Here is a 26,157-nt window from a genome sequence, read left to right on the forward strand (position 1 = left end):
CTCCATTCTTTAACTGAAAGTGTCAGGCACTAGATTAGAAGAATGATAATCCGGAACCTGACACCACATTTATGCAAAATAAGATATTAGGATGATCAAAATAATTGGTCCAAATATAATAAGATAGCCGATTGGGTGGGCGAAATTGATGGTCCACCCCACTCCAAAGCGTTTTTCTACAAAGATAGAAGGATCACTTTTATTGAAATAAAAGAGTCCTCCTTTCCAGTATTCTTCATCCTCTTCTAAATCGGATATTCCAGTCACAGATGGATAATCGTTATTTTTATCCGCATTGCCGACTTTTACAGCAAAAATAATAGTACCAATCAAAACGAGAGCCAAAAAGATAAATGGGATTGCCATCATATAAATATCCTGAATAAATCCCGGATGAATCGTTGTTAATTGAAAATAGGAAAATAGTGCTGTAATCAGAAAGCTAATCAGTAACATGAACCAGCTTGAATATTTACGTAAGGTAAGCTGACGAACCTTCGACGCTGTTGGGTTCGTTGCATTAATTTTTATACCGGATCTTTTCGTGGATTCCATTATTGCTAAAAACATTATTTGCATGACGAAAAGGATTGCTAGCATTGAAATAGCAGATAGCGGTGACTTTGCAGAGAAAGAATCGGGCTTACCATCTGGTCCCCAATGCATAGGTATTTGATCCGGTAAGTTCGGATATTGATATATCGTATATCCCGCTACTCCAATCGTGATGATTATCGGTAATAGAAACACATACCAAGGCAGCATTTCATCCTGGAGACGAACATTTAAATCCGTAACTTTAACCTGTTTTACATTTTCAACCCATTTCTGATCTCTTTTTCGTTGTAATGTTTTCGCATGAAAATAAAAATATAAAGACATGCTGACCAGCATTACTCCAAATGTTATTCCTATACCAGTCAACACTTGTGTTCCCTCTGCCAAATTTCCGTTTAAAGCCCATAATAGATAAAGAACTAATCCAATTATGGATATCAAAAGTACCCATACTGTATACATCTTTTTATATGATAAAAGCTTTTCGTCCTTTACATATTGATCAGGTATAGATACGCCGAACACAACAGTCCTTTTTACGACATAAGGTAGGATGGTTTGCATGATTATCATGACAACCATCACTATAATAGGAATTGTTAAAGCCATCGTTTTCCCCTTCTTTCTACTTTAATTTGAACCTTTTAAATCCTTTATGATGGATTCAATAAGAGTATGAATTTGTGCTTGTTCCAACCCCAATACTAAGCTTTCTGCAATTCTAGGTTTTAACTGCTCTCTTAGTTGTTCGTATAACGGCTCTCCCGCTTCAATTGCTTTTGGCTCCTGAATTATTGCACCAGACTTAGGAACAATTTGGATGATCCCTTTTTTCTCCAGTTCATGATAGCTTTTATTAACCGTATGCATATTCACTCCAAGATCTGCAGCTAATGATCGTACAGATGGAAGCGAATCTCCTGGATTCATATCCCCTTTTGCTATTCCTTCCACTATTTGATTCGATAATTGAGTATAAATTGGAATATCAGATTGAGGTTCAATTTGTATCATCATCTTTATTCACCTCTTCCTGTTCTATCTTCACTATAACAAATCTGTTCTAGATTGTATAGAACAAATTATAATTTTTGATAAAAATAGGTGTTTTTGTGTAATGCTCTTTCATTGAAACAATCTTTAAAAATTGATATTCTAAAATTTGCAAAGACCATTATTTTAAAGGAGAGATGCTGGATGAATTTTGTTACGTTAAACAATGGAGTAAAAATGCCGCAGCTTGGTTTTGGTGTTTGGCAAGTAAAAGATGAAGAAGCAACTGCTGCAGTGACAAAAGCGCTTGAAGTTGGCTATCGTTCCATCGACACTGCCATGATTTATCAAAATGAAAAAGGCGTTGGAGAAGCTCTAAAACAATCTTCTATTCCCCGCGAAGAACTATTCATTACGACAAAGGTTTGGAATAGTGATCAAGGCTATGAAAATACATTGAAAGCATTCGATGCAAGCTTAGAAAGATTGGGTCTTGATTATGTAGATTTATACTTAATTCATTGGCCAACTCCTCAATATGATGAATATGTTGATACATATAAAGCATTAGAAAAACTTTATCATGATGGCCGCGTTAAAGCGATTGGAGTATGTAACTTTAACATTGAGCATTTAGAGCGCCTTTTAGCAGAATGCGAAGTGAAACCAGTTCTAAATCAAGTGGAATGTCATCCATTCCTATCTCAATCAGAATTAAAAGATTTCTGTGCAAAACATGATATATACGTGGAAGCATGGAGCCCGCTGCAACAAGGTGGAGAAGTTCTTAAAGATGAAACCATCCAAAAGATTGCACAAGCACATGACAAAACACCTGCACAGGTTGTGTTAAGATGGCATTTACAAAATAACTCGATTGTCATTCCTAAATCCGTAACACCTTCAAGAATTGAAGAGAACTTTAATGTATTTGATTTCGAATTAACAGCAGATGAAATGGCAGAAATCAACAAGCTAAACCGCAACGAACGTAAAGGTCCAAATCCTGCTGATATGAATCGTCGATAATATAAAGAATAGCGGCAGCGCCTATCGGCTATCCGATAGGCGCTGGAGTCAAACAAAGACCATACTCGTAAAATAATTTATATGAAGCAAATCATATGGAAAGTTTTTTAGGCTGGGATCATTCCCTCCTAAAAAACTTTTTTTATTTTAACAATAATATGAACAAACCCTTGTGAGGAGTTAAAACAATTTCAAAAGTGATAAAATAATATAGTCTTAGTTCTATCGAAAAGAGGGTTTTTTCTATGAAAAAAATCTTAATTATTTATGCCTCCATGACAGGCAACACCGAAGTAATGGCAGAAATAATTGAACAATCCTTAAAAGAAGAAGGGTTACATGTAACGGTAAAAGAAGCACTTCGCACAAAGCCTAAAGAAATGCTGAAATATGATGGAGTTCTTTTAGGTGCCTATACATATGAAGGCGGGGAAATTGGCGATGAATTCATGTTATTCTACGAAGACATGGAACAAGTTGATTTAACCGGCAAAATAATGGCAGTGTTTGGTTCCGGAGATACCTTCTACAAAGATACATTTTGTGTTGCAGTCGATACTGTTACCGAAAAATTACACGAACTCGGTGCAAATGTTGTACTCGATGGATTAAAAGTGGATCTTGTCCCTGCAGGGGAAGATGAAGATCGTTGTTGGAAATTTGGAAAGGACTTTGCGGAAAAAATGAAAGAATTGATTCCTTCCTAATCTGGCCTGATTCGACTCAGGCCATCCCTCCTCCAATCATTAATCTGATCTTTTTCATTAACGATTCCTTTTCTGGCTTCGGTACACTCTCCACTAACCTGGCTGCCATGATTGGTAATAGCCACTTTTCAATACTTTCTAATGAGGATTTTGTTATTTTCATATAGTGATTCACATATGATTTCGCAAACATTTTTCTTACTATTTGCAGAAGTATTTTAGTAACCTTAGACATGCTTGGTGGCAAGTATGAATCCCTCATAATCATTAACGTTCTTGCAACATCTCCACTAGGATTCCCTGATGTTCCAGTCATCCAATCAAGAATTTTTGCTCTCCCGTTCATCATGATGATATTATCACTATGATAATCACCATGACAGACTTTATTATCATCTGGCAACGTTTCGAGGTACTGTAAAATTTTTTGTTTTTCTTCCTCACTTAACAAATTAGTTCCTTTAATATTTCTAGAAAGATATGCTTTTTGAGACGGAAGTTTTTCAATGCTTTTTGAGTGGAAAGATGCTTGTAATTCTGCAAAAAGCTGGGCATTTTTCTGCAGCAAAAATGGCTGTGAAGAAATAATATCAGTGAAGTTTTTTCCCATTACTTTTTCATATAAAATGCCCCATTTATTATCGAGCTCGAGTAATTTATGTACATTCGGGGACGGTATCCCTAATTGACTTATTACACCGCTCTTTTCAAACTCCATCTCAATTAATTCATAAGGAATCTTTTCGTAAAACAGCTTTACTACCTCGTTTTCAATATCTTTTAATTCATAAACCTCAGCGGTGTTGCCTCTTCCAATACATTTTTCTAATAACATCCCCACCAGTCCCTCTTTCCATTGCAATATATTCATTAATTTTACAATATTAGAAATTTAGGATAATGTAAATGTATTATTTAGTGGATTAGTCTATTACATAAAAGGAATGTGAAAATATGAAGGAAATAATCATGGAAAAACTAAACAAGTCCGACCCGCTTCTAAGACAAATTATAAGCATCATTGGTCCCCTTAATCTTCAAAGACGGGATGATTGTTATCAGGCATTATTAAGATCAATTGTAGGGCAGCAGTTATCTGCAAAAGTGGCATCTGTCATTAACGAGCGTTTACGGAATATAACAAACAATGACTTAACTCCGGAAACGCTTATTTCATTATCAGATGACCGTTTACGTGAAATTGGCATTTCATTTCGTAAAATTTCTTATATAAGAGATTTGTCCGAAAAAGTCATTCAAAAAGAAATTTTGTTTGATCACTTATCCTATATGGGGAATGAAACTGTGATTAGTTTGTTAACTCAAATTAAAGGAATTGGACGCTGGACAGCAGAAATGTTTCTTATTTTTTCATTAGGAAGACTGGATGTACTATCTCTTCTTGATGTAGGACTGCAACGGGGAGTTAAATGGCTTTATTCTGCTCCGAAAGATGTGGACGGCAAAAAACTTTTAGAAGAAAAAGGAAAGCAATGGGCACCGTATCAATCGATTGCCTCCCTTTATTTGTGGGAAATTGTGAATCGCGAGTTTGTTTTGTCTTACTCTTCTTTTAAAAAATATATAGAATCTAATATGTAGGGTTGAGCGTAGCTTTTACAGGCTTTTTATTAATAAATTATACTTTTTTCAAATTTCCTGACCGAAATTCTGCAAATCTTCTGTCTGTATTATAAAGGAGGTGCAAAATGAAACATAAGGAAGAACATGTTCTTGTAAATGATGCTATGAACGGTGATGTTAATGCTTATTCTATATTAGTTCAAAAGTATTCCAACGCTGCCTATGCTACAGCCATGAGCATGATAAGGGATACTCATATTGCACAGGATTTGGCACAAGAAGCGCTTGTTAAAGCATGGTTTAACTTAAGTAAACTAACAAATGCAGAAAAATTTGGCAGCTGGTTGTATACGCTAACAAAACGAATTTGTTTAGACTGGATGAAAAAAGAGAAGAAAACAGAACCGATTGATTCCATTCCCGAATTAACTGATGATACAAACAATGTTGAGGCAGTTTATATTCGTCAATATGTTAAGCAAACCGTTTGGGATGCGATTAATCAATTAGATGAATCAAAACGGATAGTCATCATTTTATACTTCATTAGCGGCTTTACAATAAAAGAAATCAGTGAATATCTAAATATAACAGTAAGTGCAGTAGAAAGTAGAATAAGACGAGCAAAGGAAAAACTAAAAAAGGAGCTGATTCATTTTATGGAAACAGAATTCTCACACAACAATACGGTAGGACAAACCATTCATGATGAAACGATGTGGAGGATTGTACCTAGAATCGCAACTATTGAAATTCCTGTCACTAACATCAAAGCTTCCATCGATTGGTATCAAAAGGTGCTTGGAACTAAGGTTGCTCACGAAACAGATTACGATGCTATGCTCCATTTACAGGGAGGTAACCGAATTGGTGTACCAACGCTGTATTTAGTTCAAACGGAATCTGTAAGGAACCTTTCATTTTTAAACACAAATACAAATATAATCCACAGTGTCATAGACTTTTATGTGCCTGACTTAGAACGTTATCACACTTTCCTAAAGGAGCAAGGAGTCGAGGTATCAGGTATAAATTTTCTCCCTGGTATGGAAGGCAAAGGTGGATTTGGTTTTAAAGATCCGGACGGAAATTCATTATCCGTTTGTAATGTTACACATCAAGGGCAAGTTTAAGAGAGCTAGTGTGTTCCTAGCTCTTTTATTAATGTTTCAGTGTAAACTCCTTTTTCATGACAAGTTATGAAAGGAAGGTACCCCCTTTCAAATGCTCTATTGTAAGCAAACTTACCTGTGTTTCGGGCATCTATTGTGCCTTTTAATTACCCATTTCTCCTCTTCTTTCACTGTTTCGATTACCAATCTTGCTTTTTGGTGATACGCATCCTTCACATATACAAAAAAACCAGTACCACCCGGAAAACCCAAATAGCACTGGTAATGAATCAATTATTCCTTCACAAACTCTATCGTACTTCTAACTGTATCAATCGGGCGCACATAGCTTTCAATTTCTGTACGCTTCGGTTCTAAAAATGGAGGTAAGGATAATTTTTCACCTAATGTTTCATATGGCTCATCTCCCATGAAGCCGGGGCCATCGGTTGCAAATTCAAATAGTATTTGCGGAGCAACTCTTGCATATAACGATTCAAAGAAGAATCGGTCCACGTAGCCGGACGTATGGAAACCGAAGCTGCTCATTCGTTCAATCCATTCTTCTAACACGGAACGGTCTTCTACACGGAACGCAGCATGGTGTACCGTACCATAGCCTTGTCGTCCAGGAGGTAAGATAACATTATGCTCAACAACTACCTGTGCACCATTTCCACCTTCTCCTACTTCAAATAAATGGAATGGACCCTCTTGAGCAATTTCTTCGAAGCGAAGAACTGTTTCCATCATTTCTTTAAAATAACCGAAATCAGCAATTCGAACAAAAATTGGCCCCAAGCCAGTAATAGCATATTCAAGAGGAATTGGTCCCTTTTGCCATGGAGTACCTGAAGCAACGCCCTTATTATTTTCATCTGAAATCAGTTGATATTGTTGATCATCAAAATCAACAAATGATAAGGTTTTCTTTCCGAATTGTTCTTTGATTCCAGTATGCTTTACTTCCAATCGATCAAACCTTTTCACCCAATATTCTAATGCTGCATCACTTGGAACGCGAAAGGATGTTTTGGATATTTCGTTTGTTCCATGTGTTCCTTTTGGAATCCCGGGAAAATCAAAGAAAGTCATATCCGTTCCAGGACCGCCAGTATCATCCGCAAAGAATAAATGATAGGTTTGAATATCATCTTGATTTACCGTTTTTTTCACTAAACGCATTCCTAGCACAAATGTGAAAAATTCATAATTTTTTTCTGCACTGCTCGTAATGGCAGTAACATGATGTATACCTTTTAAATCGTGCATGAAAAATTCCTCCTACTGAGATAATTTGAATTTATTATTTCCGAGCATTAGCTTATAAATCATTATGAATTTATTTCGGGATAAGAATATCTCGAATTCAAGATAAATTTATCACAAATCCAATTTTTTGTAAAGAAAAGATACAAGGATAATTTTTTCTAACTTTGTACTATTTTACAAAAAATCCCCAATGGCGGTTATCACTAATACCATTGGGATGTTTTTTTCTAAAATATGAACCATACTTGATCTTCCTAATTAATGTTTCATTCACATCGCAACCGTTTTTTCCTCTTCGTCTTCCCAACCTTTACAAACATCAATCCAATCTTTTGCTTTGGCGTATTGCCATAATTCTTCATTTGTTACTTCAATTGCAGAGTTTGAACTTCCACATGCAGGGAAAACAGTGGTGAATCGTTTCAAGGAAACATCTAAATAAACATCAAGATTATTAACTAATCCAAAAGGACAAACACCACCAATAGCATGCCCTGTTTGTTCAAGTACCTCATCAGGAGTTAGCATTCGCGGCTTAAAGCCAAATTGTTGGCGGAATTTTTTATTATCAACCTTTGTATCCCCTGCCGCAACAACAAGGATTGCCTTCCCGGCCTCTTCTCCCCTAAACGAAATTGTTTTTGCAATTCGCGCAGGAATCACTCCAATTGCATCAGCCGCTAATTCAACCGTCGCACTGGATGTTTGAAATTCCATAATATCCTGATCACGGTTCCATTTTTTTAAATAGGCTTGTACATTTTCCAAAGACATAAATACCATCCTTTCAATCCTTTGTTACGGAAAATAATACCATACTGTCAAGGATTAAAGAAATGAATTGCAGCAAAAAAATTCTAAAGATGCGGAAAACTTCAATCATGTTTTTTCTTAATCCAATTGATTGCCTCCTATTTCACACTTCGTTCAAATACGAAAAAGCTTGTAAAAGGAGAAGTAACCCCTTTACAAGCTTTAAAACTATACTCCTATACTATTATTATAAGATTGATAACTCGTTCCTCTAGACGTGTTATGGAAAATCATAATGATAATGGGCACGATTACAACAAGTGAAAGCATTAGCATGAACAGTGTGAGGGACCAAGGAGTAATTTCATTGTAAGTTTGATCGGAATATTTTTGATAAAATTTACTTACATCATCATTTCCAATGATTTGTGAATAGTCAACAAACTCATTTTTATCGACTGCATAAAAATAAATATCTGTATTTTCAAAAAGGAAAAAGGAATCGCGTCTTTGATGAGCTTTCACATAACCAACTATAATGGTGGAATCGTATTCTTCCACTTCTTCCTCATTTTCTGGTGTCTCTGGGTCATCTACTGTAATAATCTTTTTCACATGACCATTCGTTACCATCGAATCTAGAATATCAGCTGATTTTGAATCGTAGTAATGCATATTGTCCACAAGGTGTTTTTCAAGTGCGGAACTAAACTTGTTCAAGTCATCATTATTTTCCGCCTTAATACTATTCGTGCCAAAAAGGAAGAAAATTGTTGCAAAGACAATAAAGCCTATCGAATATCTCCTTACAAAACGACAACAACAGCTAGTGAACATTTGCCTATTCATTATTACCTTCCCCCCATCAAAATAACTTTTTACTAAAAGCTAGCCCCTCCTCCTGAAGATTGTCTTACATTTTTGGAAATATAAGCCTACAACTACATTGTAAAGGTTTTCATTTGGAAATTCATCATATTTTTTTGAACATTCTAAGTATTTTAAACAACCAAATTACCGTGAAAATAATTATGGTTGTACTTTTGTCATCTAGGATAAATGAGCAAAAAAGGGTATAATAAAATAGAATCAAACTTTTTGTAAGGGTGGTGACTTTCCAGTGAAAAATCGAACGAAGAAAAACAGAAAAAAACGTACTGTTCTTAAAGATTACTTGAAAGATACCTTGAAAAATTGGAAGCCAAAAACGGGGAAAGCGCCTTTATCTAATAGTAAAAAGTTAATTAGTTAAGGGTATCGTTACCCGTTACACAGCACATGAATTCACCCTATTCGTGTGTTTTCTTTTTGATTTTTTATTTTTTCCCGGCCCATTGTCTACATTAACACTACTGCCATTTCTTCTGTTTATGCTAAAACAGACGTTTCCTTTCAATTTCCAGTACATTATGTTATACTATATAAAAGTGAGGTGTCATTATTGACCATTTATAAAGCAAAAAAGAGTAACCTTCATTCACTGCTTTCTAAGAACAATATGACGATGGATGATTTAGAACAAAATACTAACATCTCGAAGACGCAGCTTCATGATTATGCTACAAAAAAAGTAATGAGCTTGCATTCTGCAATGGCCATTTCTAAAGAGTTGAATTGTCAAATTGAAGATTTGTACGAATGGAAAACAGTATAGCTTTTCAGTTTCACTGATATATTTTTTTACATAAAGAAAAAAACAGTCCTGCCGGAATTCGCAGGACTGTTTTCATTAATACTACTTATTTCACATACAAAAATATTCCGAAGAAATGACATGCGGATCCTGCCATCACAAAAATATGCCAAATTGCGTGATGATACTTAAATCCACGCCATACATAAAATACCGAACCAAGTGTATAGATAATTCCTCCAGCAATTAGAAGATGTAATCCTACTGGATTTAGATTCATGATAATTGGCTTCCAGATAACGACGATGGACCATCCCATCAAAATATAGAGGATTGTGGACGTGAAAAGATATTTTTTAACAAAAAAACACTTAAAGATTGTCCCTAAAACCGCTAATCCCCAGACGATTCCAAACATCGTCCACCCTTCCCAGCCTTTTACGATTATCAATAAATATGGGGTATAAGTTCCTGCAATAAAGAAGTAAATAGCAGAATGATCTAAGATCTCAAAAATATCCTTTGCCTTCCCTTCTCGTAATGCATGAACAAGTGTAGAAGACATATAAAGAAATAACATTGTTCCTCCGAAAATAGTATAGCTTATCATATGCCATGCATTTCCATAAAACAGGGAAACGAACACAAGCGTGACAAGTCCTGCAATACTTAAAATTGCACCTATTCCATGTGTAATGGAATTCGCGATTTCTTCTCCTTTAGAGAATGAATGAGTAGCTGCCATAACATCATATCCTTTCTCTATTGACTAAAGTTACAAACAAAATACACAAATTATTTTCTTATATAATAAATAATTAATACCTAAAACAACAAAAGCCCTGCCTCTCTTTTGTCCTAACGGCTCCTTGACCGTGCCAGTGTGAATCAGGCTTTATTAAAATTCAATTACTATTATTCAACAAAGGTGATATTTTATATGTGGAAAACTTGAAAGGGAAATAATTCATAATAGTGAGGAAAGTTTTGAAATCGCTGAGTGAAAGAAAGAGGTGAAACTCCCTATTATTGAAGTTTCACCTTCCATGTTTCATTAAGCTTTTTGTACGTTTGCAGCTTGCTCTCCACGTTGACCTTGTTCAACGTCAAATGTTACCTTTTGACCTTCTTCAAGTGATTTAAAACCTTCGCCTTGAATCGCTGAGAAGTGAACGAATACATCATTTCCACCTTCGCGTTCGATAAATCCAAATCCTTTTTCACTGTTGAACCATTTAACTGTTCCTTGTGCCATGTTCCTATTCCTCCTAGTGTGTCTTACACACAATGGATACTATCCTTGCTCATTGATATAAAGTCGATAAGTTTTTCATCACTTTTTCATCTAACAATACCGAACAAAAATAATTCTTTTTTATAATAACAGAAAAAGGAAGATAAATCAAGTGAGTATATATAACCATTTTATACTTTTACTATACTAAACCAATAATTCACTTTATTAAACATAAGCAAAAATCAAAGTAATTGGCATGCTTGTATTAGAGGATGACATAGATGTTGAGTTAGCCGAAAAGACAATAAAATCCATTAACATTTTTGGTGTATTCAAAGCAAAACCAGAATTAAAAAAGGCATTGAACTATATTGGGAAATAGACCTCAGGTCGAGGTCTATTTCTTATCTAAAGATTACTCCTTATTATTAATCTAGATTTACGAAGGCTTTTTTCACATCTATTTTCTTGTCAATCATCCCTTTTTTATACAACCAACTTGTAATATTGTTCCATACCGATAAATCTTGATGGCCATAGTTTTCCGTTTTATTGTTCATTAAAGGGAGAAGAATGTGTAAACTCTTCGTTTCTACTTGATGATCAAGTGGAAATGTGGAATCCTCATGTTTATAAAGTGTTTTTAATGCAGCATTGGGATCTTTTGTTACAGCTGCTTGTCCCTTTGCCACCGCACTCCAAAATTTCTTTATAACAGATTGCTTTTGTTTCATTTCTTTTTCACTAGTAATTAAAATCAATTCATAATAATTTGGCACCCCATAATCCGCAGGGTTAAATGCATTAACAGGATGACCCTCTTTTTCCAGTAAAATCTTTTCATGATTTATATAACCACCATCAATTCCATCTACCTTTTTCGAAGTAATCGCCGGAATTAAGTCGAAACCTACATCGGTAGTTTTCACTTTATTCGGATTTCCTCCATCCTTTTTCACCATTGTTTTTAATACAGCTTGTTCAAACTCAAGAGAAGAGTAGCCGATATTTTTTCCTTCTAATTCTCTTGGTCTTGTAATTCCGCTATTCTTTGGTACCATCAAATAATTTAATGGTTCTCGAACAATAGCTGCCACCGACACAACTGGAATTCCTTCAGCTCTTGCCATCACTACTTGCGGCTGATAGCTTATTGCTAAGTCCACCTTCCCTGCAGCAACCAGCTTTAATGGATCCGTAGTTTCTGAGGGCATTTTTATATCGACATCCAAACCCTCTTTTGCAAAATAGCCTTTTGCTGCAGCTGTATAAATGGCTGAGTGCACCGCATTTGGATACCAATCCAACATAATGCTGATTTTTTGCAAGCCATCACTTGTTTTTGTCCCACTACTTTGCGAACAGCCCCCAAGCAATATAAGGGCACTTATTATCACTATTATTAAGCATCGTTTCATTATGTCCACCTATTTTCTATTCCAAAATAATATTTTTCGCTCTATCAAACTTACAATGATAAACAATAACATTCCAAGTAAAGAAAGGAGGGTTACCGCTGCAAATACCCCTTCAGCATTTAAATTTCCAGACATTCTTCGGCTGTAATATCCTAGTCCTTCGTTTGCACCTAACCATTCCCCGATTGTTGCTCCTACAACCGCAAATACTACAGCAAGCTTCATTCCAGAAAATAAATGCGGCAACGCAAACGGAACTTCAACCTTCACAAAGCGCTGCCATCTGGTTGCTCCCATCGTTTTCAGTAAATCTATGTATTCCCTATTCACTTGCTTTAACCCATCATAAAAATTTAATACTATCGGAAAAAAGCAAATTAAAATCGTAACAGCCACCTTGCTCCAAAGTCCATAGCCAAACCAAAGGATGAAAATTGGCGAAAGTGCGATAATGGGAATCGTTTGCGATATTAAGACTATGGGGTACATCACTTTTTCCATTGGCTTGGAAAAATACATTGCAATTGCTATTCCAATTCCTCCCGCTAGTGCTAATAAAAATCCTATTAGAACCTCCCGAAGAGTTGCTCCTAAATGAACGACAAATAAGTCATGAGGATAATGGATCATCATTTGCAAAATGGATGTAGGAGTCGGAATGATGAAGGAAGGGATTTTTCCTGATTGTACTAGCCACTGCCAAACCAACAAAAAGAGAATGAAAGCTATGATAAATAAACCGTATTGTTGTCTAAAACGTTTAAACCAATCCATCTGTAATCCTTCTCTCTAGTTCTTGACGATATTTCACCATTTCAGCTGTATAAATCATCCCAGCTTCTCTCGGTCTTGGCAGATCTACCTTCAATTCTTCCACTCCTTGCTGCGGATGGAGAATAAGGATTCTATCACTAAGAAGAATAGCCTCTTCTAAATCATGAGTAATAAAGAGAATCGTTTTATCAAGTTCCTGCCAAATCGAAAGCAGCCATTTTTGCATATCTCGCTTTGTAAAAGCATCGAGGGCTCCGAATGGTTCGTCTAATAACAGTACTTCCGAACCAGTCAGAATGGTTCGCAAAAAAGCGATGCGCTGCTTCATGCCGCCGGAAAGTTGTTTTGGCAAAGCATTTTCCCATTCCGCAAGGCCTGTTTTCCGAAGCCATTCTCTCACATCCTCTTTTGTATAGTTATTTCCTTTTTGAATTTCTGAATGAAGCATTAAGTTCTCTAAAACAGTCCTCCATGGTAAAAGCAAGTTCTGCTGTGGCATATAACCGAAACTGCCCGGAGATGGAATTGCCGTATCCATTAATATTTGTCCCGTTTTCGGTTGGAGCAGTCCAGCAATTAGTTTTAAAATGGTGCTCTTACCTGAACCGCTTTTTCCTATCAAACTAACAAATTCACCTTTTTCAACCGTTAAAGAAAAATTGGAAACAATCGGGTTGTGATCATAGGTAAAAGAAACCTTCTCTAAATGAAGTGTCATTTTACTCTTTCCTTTCTAAAAAGGCTCTTTTCTTTATCTACCTTATAATTTATATGTGTCAGTAGATAAGCTACATAAAGCAGCCCTTTATAATGGCCAATCTTGTCCAGACATAAGCATCTCCCAAAATAAATATTCATATTTGGAAGTGATTTGAAAATGATTTTCCAGCACTGCCAGTTCCTCCTCTGATTTCCCAATAGTTATTTCATCCAATAATTTAATCAACCATAGTGCAATGGAACCGAATTCATCGGAGGAATACGTCTCTATCCATGTTTTGTAAGGATTATTCTCCAGCTGATGTCCATATTGTTTTTTCAATAGCTTTCCAATTTCCCAGTAGTCCCAAGCACATGGCAGCAGACATGAAATGAGCTCTGCAAGCGTTCCATTTTGGGCAACACTTAACATATAGCTCGTATATGCTAAATTATTTGGCGTAGGCTTTGTTTGTTCCAACTCTTCCGTTGTTATACCAAACTGACTAGCGTATTCCCGATGAACATTCATTTCAAAATGAAGAATGTTATGTAGTAGCTGGGCAAAATGTGTCATCGATGCAAGATCATTTGCTTTTTGAACACCAATAGCATATAACTTCGCATATTGGATCAAATAAACATAATCCTGTTTCATATATTCTTGAAACATTTCTTTCGGAAGTGTCCCTTTCCCTATTCCTTGTACAAATGGATGCTGATGATTTTGATTCCAGATTGATTGAATATTATTAAATAAGCGTTCAGAAAAAGTCATTTTTCATTGCTCCTTCCTGTGGCCTAAAGCTCACGATTGAAAAGACTGTTTTTGCGAATGATTCCCTGCAGTGCCTGATTTTTCAGTAAAACCTTTAAAACAATTATTCCAATTACCGCACCTCCGAAAGAACTTACAATAAATGCTGGAATAAAGCCAAAAACGGCTGCTTTTTGCCCAAGGATAAGAGTGGCCAGCGGATAACAGCAAATAGCACCAATGATACCTGTCCCCACTACTTCACCAGTAAATGCCCACAAAAGCTTTTTCGTTTTCATAAATAAAATCCCTGAAAGAAAAGCACCAATCATACTTCCTGGAAACGCGAAAATCGATCCCGTCCCTGCCATGTTCCGTATAAGGGAAACAATAAATGCCTGGGCAACCGAATACATCGGTCCTAATAGAACAGCCGTTAAAACATTTGCCATATGCTGAATGGGAAAAATCTTTGCAAAGCCTACCGGAATGTACACGATATTACTTGTTAATGTAGTGATGGCAATAATCACACAAGTTAAAGTCATTTTTTTAACCTTACTCATAATAAAAAATTCCTCCTTTATAATAAAAAAACCGCTCTCAAAATAGAAAGCGGTTGTAGCATTAGTTGTATATCTCAACAACAATCTACCGCTTCCCTACGCCAGTACAACCTGGATCAGGTCCAAAGGGTTTCAATCCAACGATTTCTCTCAGCCACACGGCTCCCCTAGCAGATACTAATATTCAATTGGAAGGACGCAAAAAACCCGCCCTTCATGTAAGGACGGGTTACATTTACAAGGATAAAATATTCATTACCTTCATAAATTCAGCCACTTCCTTACGCCAGCACTAACTGGATCAAGTTCAAAGGGTCCAGAACATATCTGTCTCAGTCTGTTTAAGACTCCCCTAGTGATTCATTATTCATTTATATACATATACTAGCACAAATTTTAGAAAAAGAAAGAAGAAATTTTATTATATTAATAAAATAACCATCGGAGATAATGTAATCATCAATCTTTTCGACCTTTGTATCATAAATTGAGTCGGGATTTGGGTACCTTGTTTCCTTAATTCTCCCTCTTTCATGATAACACTCCTTCCATCATTTTTATTTACAGTCAATTTTTTTGGTCTAATGCAACTTTTTATTATATATTATCCAAAATTCAAGATTATGTTCGCCAATTTTGATTATTTTTTTCCTCAGTTTATTAGTTATTATGAATTTATTTATGGTTTTATCTTCACATAGACTTAAAAACGCTAAACACAAAAAAGCCAGTTTCTTATGGAAACTGACTAAGTTGATTATGTAAGGAGCCGCCTTTGCCGTAATTTAATGATAAGAAAGTTTTAAACCACCACTCCTCAAAGTGGGTGTTCTCAGAAACGTTTCTGCGTGTCCTCCATGTCTTATAGACAGAGGCTTGTCATTCCGGTTTCTATATAAACTCCCTATTACAGCTCAAAGGTTAAAACTTTATTATGATTACGAACAACGCAGCTTGTGTTATTATATTACTCCCCTTTTGATAAAAAATCAAATGAAAGGTTTTCCATCCAATTTTAATGTCTGCAGACAAAGATTCCTCTATGTCATTAAAGGCGGTAATTTTCATAGTGTTTTTACGAAAATAACGTTTATATGAAAAAACGAATTCAGTGCCCACTATTGATATTTTTGAGCACTTACACCCGATGAGAAGAAACTTGAAGCTTCCTTTTCGCTATTGTTGCTAAACGGATAGAGAATAATACCGCAATGACAGCAAATATAGCGATCATCCCAACGACACCCATCCATCCGAAATTACTGTAGAAGGTTCCGCTTACCGTACCTCCAATACTTGAGCCTGTGTAATAAAAGAACAAATAAAGAGCTGATGCTTGTGCTTTATCATGTGACGAAAGCTTTCCAACCCAGCCGCTTGCAATGGAATGGCCGGCAAAAAATCCGAAAGTAAAAATAGCAATGCCAATAATTTTTAGCCATAGATTTGTGTTAAGGGTTATGAGTGACCCGATTAATAATATAGCGAGAGAAACTTGCAAGATTTTTCTTCTGCCATGTTTATCTGCCAACATTCCCATCCATGTTGAACTAAAGGTTCCAACTAAATAGACGACGAAAATAAATCCGACTAAGGTTTGACTTAAGGAATAAGGCGGTGCAATTAATTGAAATCCAATATAATTATAAAGAGAAACAAAGCTTCCCATTAATAAAAATCCAATACCAAATAGATAAATTAATCCAGGTTCTTTAAATTGACTGAACAGTGATGTTCCTAATTTTCCAATCTCCAATTTTCGTGCTTGGAAATGAGTTGACTTGGGTAATGTAAACCAAAATAATAGACTCGCAAGTAAACTGATAATACCAATTACTACAATAGCAATTCTCCAATTAAAAAAATCGGTCAGGACCCCGCTGATGATACGTCCGCCCATACCGCCGATAGAGTTTCCGCTTATATATAACCCCATCGCCATTCCCAAACTTTTCGGCTCAATTTCCTCCCCCAAATAAGCCATTGCAATCGCAGGCAATCCGCCTAAAACAATCCCTTGCAGAATTCTTAGTAAAAGTAATAAATGAAAACTTGGACTAAATGCTGTTAATATTGCTAATATCGAAGAAGCTACTAATGAAATCGTCATAACCGGTTTTCGACCATATACTTCTGAGAGAGAGCCTGTAAGCAGCATACTAATAGCTAGTGCAATGGTGGTAGACGATAATGTTAAACTAGATACTGCCGGTGAAACATGATACTCCTTCGCAATATCCGGCAGTAATGGCTGGGTGCTCCAAAGAATGGCAAATGTGTTGAAACCGCCAGCAAATAGGGCTAAATTTGTTTTTTTGAAATTGGCGGTTCCACGTTCTATATATCCCATGATGAATGATAAACTCCTTTTTTTCTAGGCTAAAATTTCTGAACTTGAGAAAGGCTTTTGACAAACACAATGAACCTTTCCGTGACAGGCGATAAATACCTTCCCTTCTTCCATGTGAGCCCGATTTCCCTCATACAAACCGGATTTTTTAAACGGATGAGTTTGATTTTATTCTTATCCAATACTTTCACATCAGGAACGATAGACACTCCTAATTGGGCTTCCACCAAGCCCGCGACAGTACCTATCTCTTCGCCTTCAAATGCTACTTTAGGTGTAAATCCGGCTTCCGAACAAAGTTTATCGACTATCGTCCGTAATCCATAACCATTTTTAAAAGCGATAAATGGTTCATCTCTAATAGAAATCAAATTAATTTCTTCTATTTCAGCTAATGGGTGGTTTGCGGATACAATCAGAAATAATTCCTCTGACCACAATGATTCCCAATGAAGCTCATTATCATCCTGAAGATAGGATAATAAGGCAATATCGCATTCCCCGGTTAATAGCTTCTCAAAAACCTGGAGAGAACCTGCTTGACTCAAGTGAAACTTTACTTCTGGATATTTATTTAAAAATCCTTTCAGAATGCCTGGAATAAAGCTAATCCCTAAAGAGTGCAAAAAGGATAATGAAATGGTTCCGTGATCCGGGTGAATCATATCATGAATTTCCTGCTTGCCTAATTCAATTTCCTGAATAGAGCGTTCCACTCGTTGTAAAAACATTTTTCCATATTTATTTAAAACAATGTTTCGTCCAGTTCGGTCAAATAGCTGAACCCCAAGCTCCTCCTCAAGCTTTGAAATCGCTCGACTTAAGGCAGGCTGAGAAATAGATAGAATTTCCGCTGCTCGCGTAAAATGCTCCGTCTCTGCTACCATTTGAAAGTACTGAATTTGATGCCACTCCATCGCATTACCTCACTAAATTACTTTTTCCGTTATTATCATACTCCACAATTTATATAACTTCCAATTGTATATTTGCATGATATTCATGCATATTAGTTATGAATAGTATGTATTAAAATAAAAAAAGAACAGTTTAAAACTGTTCGCTTTTTAACAACATATAAAACTCCTCCGGTTCATCCACTTTTAAATGTACCGTTGTTACCATTTTTGTAAATCCGTATAATAACTGAGATTTAATTGGTTCCTTTAATATGATTTCCACATTTGGTTGTTCTTTCATAAAATCATTTAAAGTGCCATCAAAAATCATCTTTTTATTCGGAAGATTTTGTTTTACAGTCCCAAATGATTCGACCTTATCTAAAGGAATTATTATACGTTTGGTAATTCCAATTTGTATGTGAAGGTTTCCGCCGAGGAATACAATTGGATTTAATCGAATCGCTTGTATTTCAGCAAGTATAAACAAAATACCGTACACATTTATAAAAATAATGATGTAAGAAAGAAGCGGGCTCCATACATGTAAAAAGAAATGAAAACCTAATGACTCCAATACCATTGCGTGAATCACCATAATATTTAGTGCGATATTACTCGTTTTTATATGGTAAGTAAAAAATTTTAATTTTTGTGGTTTCTTTTTACCCCAGGATAATAGGCTATAATAAAGAATCGATAGTTCGGAGATCATTATTTTTATACTCCTCGATTTCTTAATGGTTGAAAATATTGCGCCTTCCATCCTCGTTGTAAAAAAAGGATGATTGTACTGCTTAAAGTTTCTTATTATCAATGGAATTTTTATAACTATTTTAGATACGAAATACAATTCAATCGTGATAAAAATTGCTTCGACACTAAATAGGATATATTTTGAAATACTGAAAGCAGAAAAAATGTCGTTCGGAATAATTAACCAAGCAGTACCATAGCATGCTGCCACTACAACAAATAAGTATTTAGTGGAGATTCGTTTGCGAATGACTAAAAAATAAGTTGTGAAAGGAATGAAAAGAAGAAAATCAAGAAATGAACCAATGACCACACCAGTAGATATAGGCTTTGCAATGTCCGTATGATACAAGGTATAGTTCGCCAACAAAATTAGGGAAACAAGGAGGATACACCATAAAACCTTTGGATTTGAAATTCTTAGTGTCATGTTCATCCCCCATTCGTTTTGTTATCTTTATTATATTTTAGAATGGTATATGTAAGTGTGGAAATTTTGTGACTATTCCCCTAATAAATATTTTAACCAATCACCTGATTCAACCAGACAGCTTTTTTCAAATAATTGATTTCGACCAAGATATACAAACACCTCTTCCTCCCCTTCATTTGTATAAACGGTCATTTTGATTCTGTCATATAAATTGTTTTCTCTTCCTTCTTCGTAATCCTCCAATTCATCGACCAATTTTAATTGCTCATCATCAATCTCATAAATTTCTCCAAACACCTTGAAGGAAGGATGTTGTTTGATAGCAGGATAGCCAAATCCAGTATCATGTAATTCCCCAAATGTCCAGCATTGATTGGAAATACAAGAAGCCCCTTTTAAATAGTGCTCATTTGTCCCTCCTTTTCTTAATGTTCCATAGACGAATACCTTGTGCATGTTGGTCACCTCTGACATTTTTTTCTTTATTATACTAAAAATTCTTCGTCAATATTGTTTGGCATTTTATATTTAATGAAGCGTCCTGATCCTGTAGTTTTTAATTCCATTGATTTTAAAAAGTATCTTGAAGATTTTGGGGAATTTATCAATAAAAATTTACGGCATGCTTGATTTGAAATGGTAGGCTCGATTAGGAGAAAATATTCATATATAGCTTTCCGGAAACTTGAATTAGATTTATAGCTGCATTTTGCACAATACCAATATCTATTTTTATAATTCATGGGATAGGATTCACAAGAGGGGCATTGGACACCGCGTATTAATTCATTTTGATCTATATCGTATAGTTGCAAAATATTATTATATAAGGGTGTATGGGCATTCAATAAAAGGTCGCTCATCTTTTTCATTTGAGGAGTAGAGAAGATCTTTTTCTTATAAATTTGATGAAAGTCATTGATTCTTTCTAATAGATTAGAAGCATGAATCACGATTTCATAGATACTATTATCTTCTGCGTTAGTGTCTAAAATAGTTGATTGGCGACTAATAACGACTAATCCTTCCATCGGGTATGATTTAATATTATGTTCTTCCATCCATTTTCTTAGTAATTCCTTTTGACGGTTTACTTGGGTTATTGGGTAGGGATATCCCTTCTTTTTACCGTCTAATATTTGAATCATTTGTTTAAATTTTGTATCGAAAAATAAAGTACCTTTGATGGTTTTTACTTCTAGGATAAGGGCAAAATTAGATGTAAGAATTAGTGTATCGATTTGGAAATGCTGTGATTTATATTCGAGGCGTAAACCGTGGAAAATAAAATAATCTTTTTCGGGTAATATTTCTAAATAGTAATCAATATTTTTTTCTCCGAGATGTCCAGTGTTAAAGGTTTTATAATTTTCTAAGATGGTAGGATATTTTTTGTGATTTTTTGGTAGTCGGTCGAGTAGTGCTTTGTCCTGTAAAACTCTTATTGGAACAGTACGATTTTTTACGATCAAATTTACATCACTCCTTTTTTATTGTTGTAATTTAGATTCTATTTTTGGAAGGATAATCCTTCTTTTCTGAAGAAGAAATTTTTTTGCATCTGATTAGCCCTATTTTTTAATAAAGTCAACAATTCCGAAATGCAGGTGCCATTATTCTATTTAATTTGCTTAGATTATTTTTTTCGGTCCCTATCCAACATTTTAGCTGACCCAGTCTTCTTTTTTTGTGACCTTTTCCTTTGTCATTGTGACCTAAGTTCATTTTTATGTGACCGGCTTTATTTTTCCGCTCCTTATCTAGCGTTCTATCTGACACGGTCTTCTTTCAATGTGCCCTACTCCTTTTTCATTGTGACCCATGTTCATTATAATGTGACACCAACTTATTTTTCCGCTCTCTATCTATTATTCTATCTGACCCGCTCTTCTTTCAATGTGACCTCCTCCTTTTTCATTGTGACTCATGTTCATTTTTATGTGACCCTCTTCTTTTTCCGCTCCCAATCTAGCATTCTATGGGACCTACTCTTCTTTTTATGTACCCTCTTCCGATTTCAATGTACCCCTTTTTCATTTTAATGTGACCTGCTTCTTTTTCTGCTCCCTATTTAGCATTCTTTCCATCCCTTTCTGCTTTTTTCTGTTCCCTCTTCCGCTTTCTTTGTGCCCCTTTTTCATTTTAATGTAACCGGCTTCTTTTTCCGCTCCCAATCTAGCATTCTATCAGACCCGTTTTTCTTTTTTTGTTCCCTCTTCCACTTTCAATGTGGCCCTTTTTCATTTTAATGTGACCTGCTTCTTTTTCCGGTCCCCATCTAGTTTTCTATGTAACCCACTCTTCTTTTTATGTACCCTATTCCGCCTTCATTGTGCCTCATGTTCATTTTTATGTGCCTCTCTTCTTTTTCCGCTCCCTATCTAGCATTCAATGTAACCTGTTCTTCTTTTTTTGTTACCTCTTCCACTTTCAATGTCCCCCATGTTCATTTTAATGTAACCGGCTTATTTATCCGTTCCCTATCCACTATTCTATCTAACCCGTTCCTCTTTCATTGTGCCCCATGTTGTCCCCCGTACCAACCCAACATAACCTCAAAAAGCCTGCAATCAGCAGGCTAACATCCATCCTATCCCTTTAAAACCAACTCTTAATTTCTCTCCACAACCTCCCCCACCATGATGTAGATTGCTTCGTCTGATTCTGGTTTGCATATTTAACATTTTTCGTAACCACATTATTATTGGTATGTCCTGTATTATCAGAAGTATTTGTCGTTACAATACTATTACTCGTCTTTTTCACCTTAACATCTTTATCAAATACAAGTACATAAGTTTTTCGCTTATCGTCTTTTGTGACAACGATAGAAATGATTGTTTTCTTAGCATTATCACCCAATTGAATCGTACTTTCTCCACCCTCTATCGAAACAGATGCTCCTCTTGTTCGGGGAATCGCATCGATCGTTACACTTTTCACACTGCTTCCAACTGCAATATGGTAGGTATATTCATCGCGCGAAAACGTTTTATTCCACGTCCCGCTCGAAACACTTAAACTGCTAAGTTGTGCCTGGCTTTGTTTTATTTGATTTCCAGTTTTCTGACTAGAGGTACCTTGTGCATTATTCAAGAAGCCAGAATTTTTCTGACCAGTTTGCATGACTGGAAAACCCGTATTTGTTCTACCACTACCATTCGTAACGGTAGGTTTTTTCGCGGGAATTTCATGAACAGAATCATCCGCACGTACCACATGAAGGATATATTTCTTACTCTCACCATTCTCTGCTGTTACATCAATCGTTATGTCAGACTTTCCAATAGGAATCTTTACCGTAGCACTTTCCTGGTTCAACAACCTACCGTTGACCTTTACCGTTTCAATAGCATCAAAAACCTCTGGAGTTACAGTTAACGACTCAACCTTATTAGGAACTTCCACCTCATATTCAGTTACGGAAGAATTAAATGCTTTTGATAGTTTACCGCTTGAAAGTTTAATATTTTGCAATAAATTATTGCTGCTTAATTTTCGAGAAATGGACAACGTATATGTAACAGGTGTGTTTATTCCATCATCCACTACAATCGAAAAAATATTATCTCCAGAATTCACATTTAATGTTACATTCGTTGGATCCTCTACCTTATTTCCATTTATGGTTATTACCTCATCCGCATTAGCTGTTATATGTAAAGTAACATTTTTCACATCATTTTCTACCGTTGCACGATAATTCAAGACGTTTGATGAAAAAGCTTTATCCAACTTGACCCCATCAATCTCTAAATTCTCCAATTGATTTGCCGACTCAATTTGACTCTCATTAATATTTGTTACCGTATCGGCAAAGGAAGACGGAACATACATGTAAGTTCCAGCACTCACTACTGTTGCAGCCAAAATGATTTTCAAAGATTTTACTTGCATAACGTATCAACCTCCTTTGGCTCCTTTTTATATTTTAAAAAAATAGCTAAAGTAAAAAAAATCGCTTCCCTACAAGTTTATCAACTAAAATATTTAAACAAAAAATATCACCTAAAACTTAACTTTTTCTTAAATAAGCAATTCATTTTGTGTGCTCTTGTTTGTTTGCTAAAATATAATGACACAAATTCAATGAAAAGGAAGAGGAAAAAGAAAACATGACTCAATCTTCTGTTCATCATACATTAAAAAATCTTCGTTATTCAGTGTTAGATCTTTCCCCTATTATTCAAGGAGGAACTGCAGCTGATTCTTTACGTAACACCCTTGATCTTGCCCAACATGCTGAAAAATGGGGATATACACGATATTGGCTTGCGGAACACCACAATATGCCCGGAATTGCAAGCTCTGCAACCTCTGTCGTGATAGGACATGTAGCAGCAGGCACATCCAAAATCAGAGTCGGGTCTGGTGGAATTATGCTGCCAAATCATGCACCGCTTGTTATCGCTGAACAATTTGGAACCCTTGAATCTCTCTTTCCGGGACGTATTGATTTAGGACTGGGGCGTGCACCTGGTACCGATCAAATTACCGCACACGCATTAAGACGTGACCGGCTTAGTGATGGATCTGATTTTCCGGAACAAGTTGCAGAGCTTAGAGGATACTTTGACCCTGCTTTACGAACAGGTAATAGATATGTGAAGGCTGTTCCTGGAGAAGGACTTCAAATACCTATTTGGTTATTAGGTTCCAGCGGTTTCAGCGCACAACTTGCCGGCCAGTTAGGATTGCCATTTTCCTTTGCAAGTCATTTTTCTCCTGAAAACACTTTACCGGCTCTTGATTTATATAGAAGAACCTTCCGTCCATCGAAAGTGCTGGATAAACCATATATAATGGTTGGGGTAAATGTCATTGCTGCTGACTCAAATGAAGAAGCACAAAAACTCGCAACATCCATGCAACAGCAATTTCTGTCATTGATTCGGAATAATCCTGGGCAATTGCAGCCGCCTGTAGACAATCTTGATGAAATTTGCAGTGATTATGAAAAAATTCTGCTTAAAGAAAGAACGGGATCATCCATTGTCGGAGATAGACATGCAGTAAAAGAAAAGCTTCAAAATTTCTTAAACGAGACAAATGCAGACGAGTTTATTATCAATGCACAAATTTTTGATCACGAGGCAAGACTGCAATCATATAGAATCGTTTCTGAAATATTCAACGAAGCGTAAAGAAACTCAGTGGATTCACTGAGTTTCTTCCTTTTTTAGAAGTTGTGTTATAATAAAACAGAACTAAAGATTAGGAGGATTCCTATGCAAACAAACCAATTAGTGATACTTGATCATCATAAAACCATCCGTTTAACCGTTGAAAGAATGGCAATTTATTTACAAAGCAAAATTATCGAGGCCTATGACCAGGATCAGCAAGTATATTATGTATTTTTTTACAAGGATCACTATCTTACTGCAGCGAAGACAACCAAACTGATAAGACATTCACATATCGAATATGCATTTAAGAAAGGAATTATCATTCCAGCCAATCATCCACTTGTCGAAACCGTAATATCCTCCAATCAGATATACAAAAAACGCACCTTCCAACAAGTAATAGATAAAATGGAAAAAATCTTAACACCTCATGAACTGGCCAACCTAGCAACATTATTTGTGTCCTTTATACCGAAGAAAAAAATTTTCACCTACATTCAAAACCTCTATTATGAACACCGTCGTAACGGACAAATGTTTCTGAGCTATCGCATTATCCGAATACTGATGGATTTCACACCAACTCACTCATTTGTAAAAGAACTATCCAATCACTTAGACTTTATTAAATATGCTAAACTCTATCAACAACAAGCAGATATTTTATTTTCCAAAGACCCCATTTTTGCAGAAAAACTTTTATATTCTACAATAGAGGAGAAAGACCATTTCCACAGGCTCTCTGCATTGCTGGAGCAACAATCTAGATGGACAGATATAATTGCCATTCATATTCGATATATATCCATTAATCAAAAAAGCTTGCCCACTCTTCTCCTTCTGCTAGAAGAACATTTTCAAGATGACCAAATGGTACAGGTGTTGGAAGCCCTGAATGAACAAGTACCTAATATTACGGAAGTGCAACAAACTTTATTAAAGAAATATTTCTATCTTCGTGACACTGAAAAAATCTTAAATCTTTTGTCCTCACAAAACCTTACACTTAATGAAATGCAAACAATGGAGTTTATCAAATTGTTAGAGGAATTTAATTTTGAGGTTCATCATGATCATCTAGAAAAACTTCATTTGTTTTTCATCCCCTTTTTCAAGATAAATCCGAAAGAAGCGGTGGATTTTCTGCAAAAATGGGTAATTCAATTACTTACAAATGGGTATGATATTTCCACAATCAAAATAATGCTTCAATCTTTACGAAAAGTAAAAGAGGCTGTCCCTATTTTAATGAAAATCGAAAAAATGCATTCACTTACAGATGATCCTGACCAACAATTGTTGCTTGGACAGCTTTATTATCAATTTAAGCAGTATGAGCAAGCGATTGAATGCTTTAGTTGGGAAATGGAGCTAAAAAATGTTGATCCCAAACCAGTACAATGGCTATCCAAAATCTACAATGAATTAGGGATGAAACAAGAATATTTGGCATATCAACAGCTTTGTATTGACATGCAAAAAAGAGCATAATGAATAT

At 35.7% G+C, this 26,157-nt stretch carries 27 protein-coding genes, 1 other RNA gene and 2 riboswitches; of the genes, 8 read left to right on the top strand and 20 right to left on the bottom strand.

The window, feature by feature from the left end; translation table 11 throughout:
• Nucleotides 1-69 precede the first annotated feature (69 nt).
• Both NSQ59_RS14810 and NSQ59_RS14815 read right to left on the bottom strand, forming a co-directional pair.
• The gene (locus NSQ59_RS14810) at nt 70-1,167 is read right to left on the bottom strand and encodes a DUF1648 domain-containing protein (RefSeq protein WP_340832071.1); all 1,098 of its coding nucleotides are present in this window, start codon (nt 1,165-1,167) and stop codon (nt 70-72) included.
• Between the two features lie 21 nt (nt 1,168-1,188).
• Nucleotides 1,189-1,575, bottom strand: coding sequence for a GntR family transcriptional regulator (locus tag NSQ59_RS14815; RefSeq protein WP_340832073.1), 387 nt, complete (start codon nt 1,573-1,575; stop codon nt 1,189-1,191).
• 180 nt (nt 1,576-1,755) lie between these two features.
• Here NSQ59_RS14815 and NSQ59_RS14820 point away from each other — a divergent pair, with 180 nt between their 5' ends.
• Nucleotides 1,756-2,580 (top strand): aldo/keto reductase, encoded by an 825-nt coding sequence (locus NSQ59_RS14820; protein ID WP_055740069.1) that lies wholly within the window; start codon nt 1,756-1,758, stop codon nt 2,578-2,580.
• Between the two features lie 245 nt (nt 2,581-2,825).
• The gene (locus NSQ59_RS14825) at nt 2,826-3,287 is read left to right on the top strand and encodes a flavodoxin (protein WP_340832076.1); all 462 of its coding nucleotides are present in this window, start codon (nt 2,826-2,828) and stop codon (nt 3,285-3,287) included.
• A gap of 16 nt (nt 3,288-3,303) precedes the next feature.
• On the opposite strand, the gene NSQ59_RS14830 is transcribed toward NSQ59_RS14825, so the two are convergent.
• Nucleotides 3,304-4,122: an aminoglycoside phosphotransferase family protein gene (locus NSQ59_RS14830; protein WP_340832078.1), complete on the bottom strand. Its 819-nt coding sequence runs from the start codon at nt 4,120-4,122 to the stop codon at nt 3,304-3,306.
• 134 nt (nt 4,123-4,256) lie between these two features.
• Between NSQ59_RS14830 and NSQ59_RS14835 the strand changes: the two genes are divergently transcribed.
• Together NSQ59_RS14835 and NSQ59_RS14840 are read left to right on the top strand one after the other, a co-directional pair.
• On the top strand, nt 4,257-4,889 hold the full coding sequence (locus NSQ59_RS14835; RefSeq protein WP_340832080.1) for a DNA-3-methyladenine glycosylase family protein: 633 nt from the start codon (nt 4,257-4,259) through the stop codon (nt 4,887-4,889).
• 107 nt (nt 4,890-4,996) lie between these two features.
• Nucleotides 4,997-6,004 (top strand): sigma-70 family RNA polymerase sigma factor, encoded by a 1,008-nt coding sequence (locus NSQ59_RS14840; protein WP_055740073.1) that lies wholly within the window; start codon nt 4,997-4,999, stop codon nt 6,002-6,004.
• A gap of 273 nt (nt 6,005-6,277) precedes the next feature.
• On the opposite strand, the gene NSQ59_RS14845 is transcribed toward NSQ59_RS14840, so the two are convergent.
• The 3 genes from NSQ59_RS14845 to NSQ59_RS14855 form a co-directional block, all read right to left on the bottom strand.
• The gene (locus NSQ59_RS14845) at nt 6,278-7,255 is read right to left on the bottom strand and encodes a ring-cleaving dioxygenase (RefSeq protein ID WP_126647746.1); all 978 of its coding nucleotides are present in this window, start codon (nt 7,253-7,255) and stop codon (nt 6,278-6,280) included.
• 270 nt (nt 7,256-7,525) lie between these two features.
• Entirely contained in the window at nt 7,526-8,029 is a 504-nt protein-coding gene (locus tag NSQ59_RS14850; protein ID WP_340832081.1) for a YbaK/EbsC family protein, read from the bottom strand.
• A gap of 207 nt (nt 8,030-8,236) precedes the next feature.
• Nucleotides 8,237-8,857, bottom strand: coding sequence for a hypothetical protein (locus NSQ59_RS14855; RefSeq protein WP_340832083.1), 621 nt, complete (start codon nt 8,855-8,857; stop codon nt 8,237-8,239).
• 592 nt (nt 8,858-9,449) lie between these two features.
• Here NSQ59_RS14855 and NSQ59_RS14860 point away from each other — a divergent pair.
• Nucleotides 9,450-9,662 carry a helix-turn-helix domain-containing protein gene (locus NSQ59_RS14860; protein ID WP_055740077.1) on the top strand — a complete coding sequence of 71 codons (213 nt, stop codon included), beginning with the start codon at nt 9,450-9,452 and terminating at the stop codon, nt 9,660-9,662.
• A gap of 85 nt (nt 9,663-9,747) precedes the next feature.
• Here the strand turns inward: NSQ59_RS14860 and trhA are convergent, their stop codons facing one another.
• Together trhA and NSQ59_RS14870 are read right to left on the bottom strand one after the other, a co-directional pair.
• Complete coding sequence (gene trhA, locus NSQ59_RS14865) at nt 9,748-10,386, bottom strand: PAQR family membrane homeostasis protein TrhA (protein ID WP_055740078.1); 639 nt, start codon at nt 10,384-10,386, stop codon at nt 9,748-9,750.
• A 309-nt stretch (nt 10,387-10,695) separates the two neighbouring features.
• Nucleotides 10,696-10,896: a cold-shock protein gene (locus NSQ59_RS14870; protein ID WP_055740079.1), complete on the bottom strand. Its 201-nt coding sequence runs from the start codon at nt 10,894-10,896 to the stop codon at nt 10,696-10,698.
• 232 nt (nt 10,897-11,128) lie between these two features.
• On the opposite strand from NSQ59_RS14870, the gene NSQ59_RS14875 reads away from it, so the two are divergent.
• Nucleotides 11,129-11,260 carry a hypothetical protein gene (locus tag NSQ59_RS14875; RefSeq protein WP_280513082.1) on the top strand — a complete coding sequence of 44 codons (132 nt, stop codon included), beginning with the start codon at nt 11,129-11,131 and terminating at the stop codon, nt 11,258-11,260.
• 46 nt (nt 11,261-11,306) lie between these two features.
• Here NSQ59_RS14875 and NSQ59_RS14880 read toward each other — a convergent pair whose 3' ends face one another.
• The 12 genes from NSQ59_RS14880 to NSQ59_RS14935 all read right to left on the bottom strand — a co-directional run bounded on the left by NSQ59_RS14880 (nt 11,307) and on the right by NSQ59_RS14935 (nt 23,427).
• On the bottom strand, nt 11,307-12,296 hold the full coding sequence (locus NSQ59_RS14880; RefSeq protein ID WP_340832087.1) for an ABC transporter substrate-binding protein: 990 nt from the start codon (nt 12,294-12,296) through the stop codon (nt 11,307-11,309).
• Between the two features lie 9 nt (nt 12,297-12,305).
• Nucleotides 12,306-13,070, bottom strand: coding sequence for an ABC transporter permease (locus NSQ59_RS14885; RefSeq protein WP_340832089.1), 765 nt, complete (start codon nt 13,068-13,070; stop codon nt 12,306-12,308).
• A complete protein-coding gene (locus tag NSQ59_RS14890) occupies nt 13,057-13,788 on the bottom strand; it encodes an ABC transporter ATP-binding protein (protein ID WP_340832090.1) in 732 nt (243 codons plus the stop codon). Before NSQ59_RS14890 ends, NSQ59_RS14885 begins: the two co-directional genes overlap by 14 nt.
• Before the next feature lie 87 nt (nt 13,789-13,875).
• Entirely contained in the window at nt 13,876-14,547 is a 672-nt protein-coding gene (gene tenA, locus NSQ59_RS14895) for a thiaminase II (RefSeq protein ID WP_340832092.1), read from the bottom strand.
• 23 nt (nt 14,548-14,570) lie between these two features.
• Nucleotides 14,571-15,092 (bottom strand): energy coupling factor transporter S component ThiW, encoded by a 522-nt coding sequence (gene thiW / locus NSQ59_RS14900; protein ID WP_055740084.1) that lies wholly within the window; start codon nt 15,090-15,092, stop codon nt 14,571-14,573.
• 76 nt (nt 15,093-15,168) lie between these two features.
• Nucleotides 15,169-15,271: riboswitch (TPP riboswitch) on the bottom strand.
• 82 nt (nt 15,272-15,353) lie between these two features.
• Nucleotides 15,354-15,456, bottom strand: a riboswitch (TPP riboswitch).
• A gap of 398 nt (nt 15,457-15,854) precedes the next feature.
• Nucleotides 15,855-16,051, bottom strand: a non-coding RNA gene (gene ssrS / locus NSQ59_RS14905) — 6S RNA.
• Nucleotides 16,052-16,230: 179 nt separating this feature from the next.
• Nucleotides 16,231-17,442, bottom strand: coding sequence for an MFS transporter (locus NSQ59_RS14910; RefSeq protein ID WP_055740085.1), 1,212 nt, complete (start codon nt 17,440-17,442; stop codon nt 16,231-16,233).
• A gap of 29 nt (nt 17,443-17,471) precedes the next feature.
• On the bottom strand, nt 17,472-18,359 hold the full coding sequence (locus tag NSQ59_RS14915) for a LysR family transcriptional regulator (RefSeq protein WP_055740086.1): 888 nt from the start codon (nt 18,357-18,359) through the stop codon (nt 17,472-17,474).
• Between the two features lie 133 nt (nt 18,360-18,492).
• Nucleotides 18,493-19,527 (bottom strand): hypothetical protein, encoded by a 1,035-nt coding sequence (locus NSQ59_RS14920; RefSeq protein ID WP_055740087.1) that lies wholly within the window; start codon nt 19,525-19,527, stop codon nt 18,493-18,495.
• A 72-nt stretch (nt 19,528-19,599) separates the two neighbouring features.
• Entirely contained in the window at nt 19,600-19,986 is a 387-nt protein-coding gene (locus tag NSQ59_RS14925) for a gamma-glutamylcyclotransferase family protein (protein WP_055740088.1), read from the bottom strand.
• A gap of 29 nt (nt 19,987-20,015) precedes the next feature.
• Entirely contained in the window at nt 20,016-21,002 is a 987-nt protein-coding gene (locus NSQ59_RS14930) for a nuclease-related domain-containing protein (protein ID WP_055740089.1), read from the bottom strand.
• A 1,126-nt stretch (nt 21,003-22,128) separates the two neighbouring features.
• The gene (locus NSQ59_RS14935) at nt 22,129-23,427 is read right to left on the bottom strand and encodes a cadherin-like beta sandwich domain-containing protein (RefSeq protein ID WP_126647759.1); all 1,299 of its coding nucleotides are present in this window, start codon (nt 23,425-23,427) and stop codon (nt 22,129-22,131) included.
• Nucleotides 23,428-23,645: 218 nt separating this feature from the next.
• Between NSQ59_RS14935 and NSQ59_RS14940 the strand changes: the two genes are divergently transcribed.
• Both NSQ59_RS14940 and NSQ59_RS14945 read left to right on the top strand, forming a co-directional pair.
• Entirely contained in the window at nt 23,646-24,674 is a 1,029-nt protein-coding gene (locus NSQ59_RS14940; protein ID WP_055740091.1) for an LLM class flavin-dependent oxidoreductase, read from the top strand.
• Nucleotides 24,675-24,758: 84 nt separating this feature from the next.
• Nucleotides 24,759-26,150 (top strand): tetratricopeptide repeat protein, encoded by a 1,392-nt coding sequence (locus tag NSQ59_RS14945; RefSeq protein ID WP_055740092.1) that lies wholly within the window; start codon nt 24,759-24,761, stop codon nt 26,148-26,150.
• The last annotated feature ends 7 nt before the right edge of the window (nt 26,151-26,157 follow it).

Origin of the sequence: Margalitia sp. FSL K6-0131 (assembly GCF_038008735.1) — a bacterium.
GTDB lineage: Bacteria > Bacillota > Bacilli > Bacillales > Bacillaceae_C > Margalitia > Margalitia shackletonii.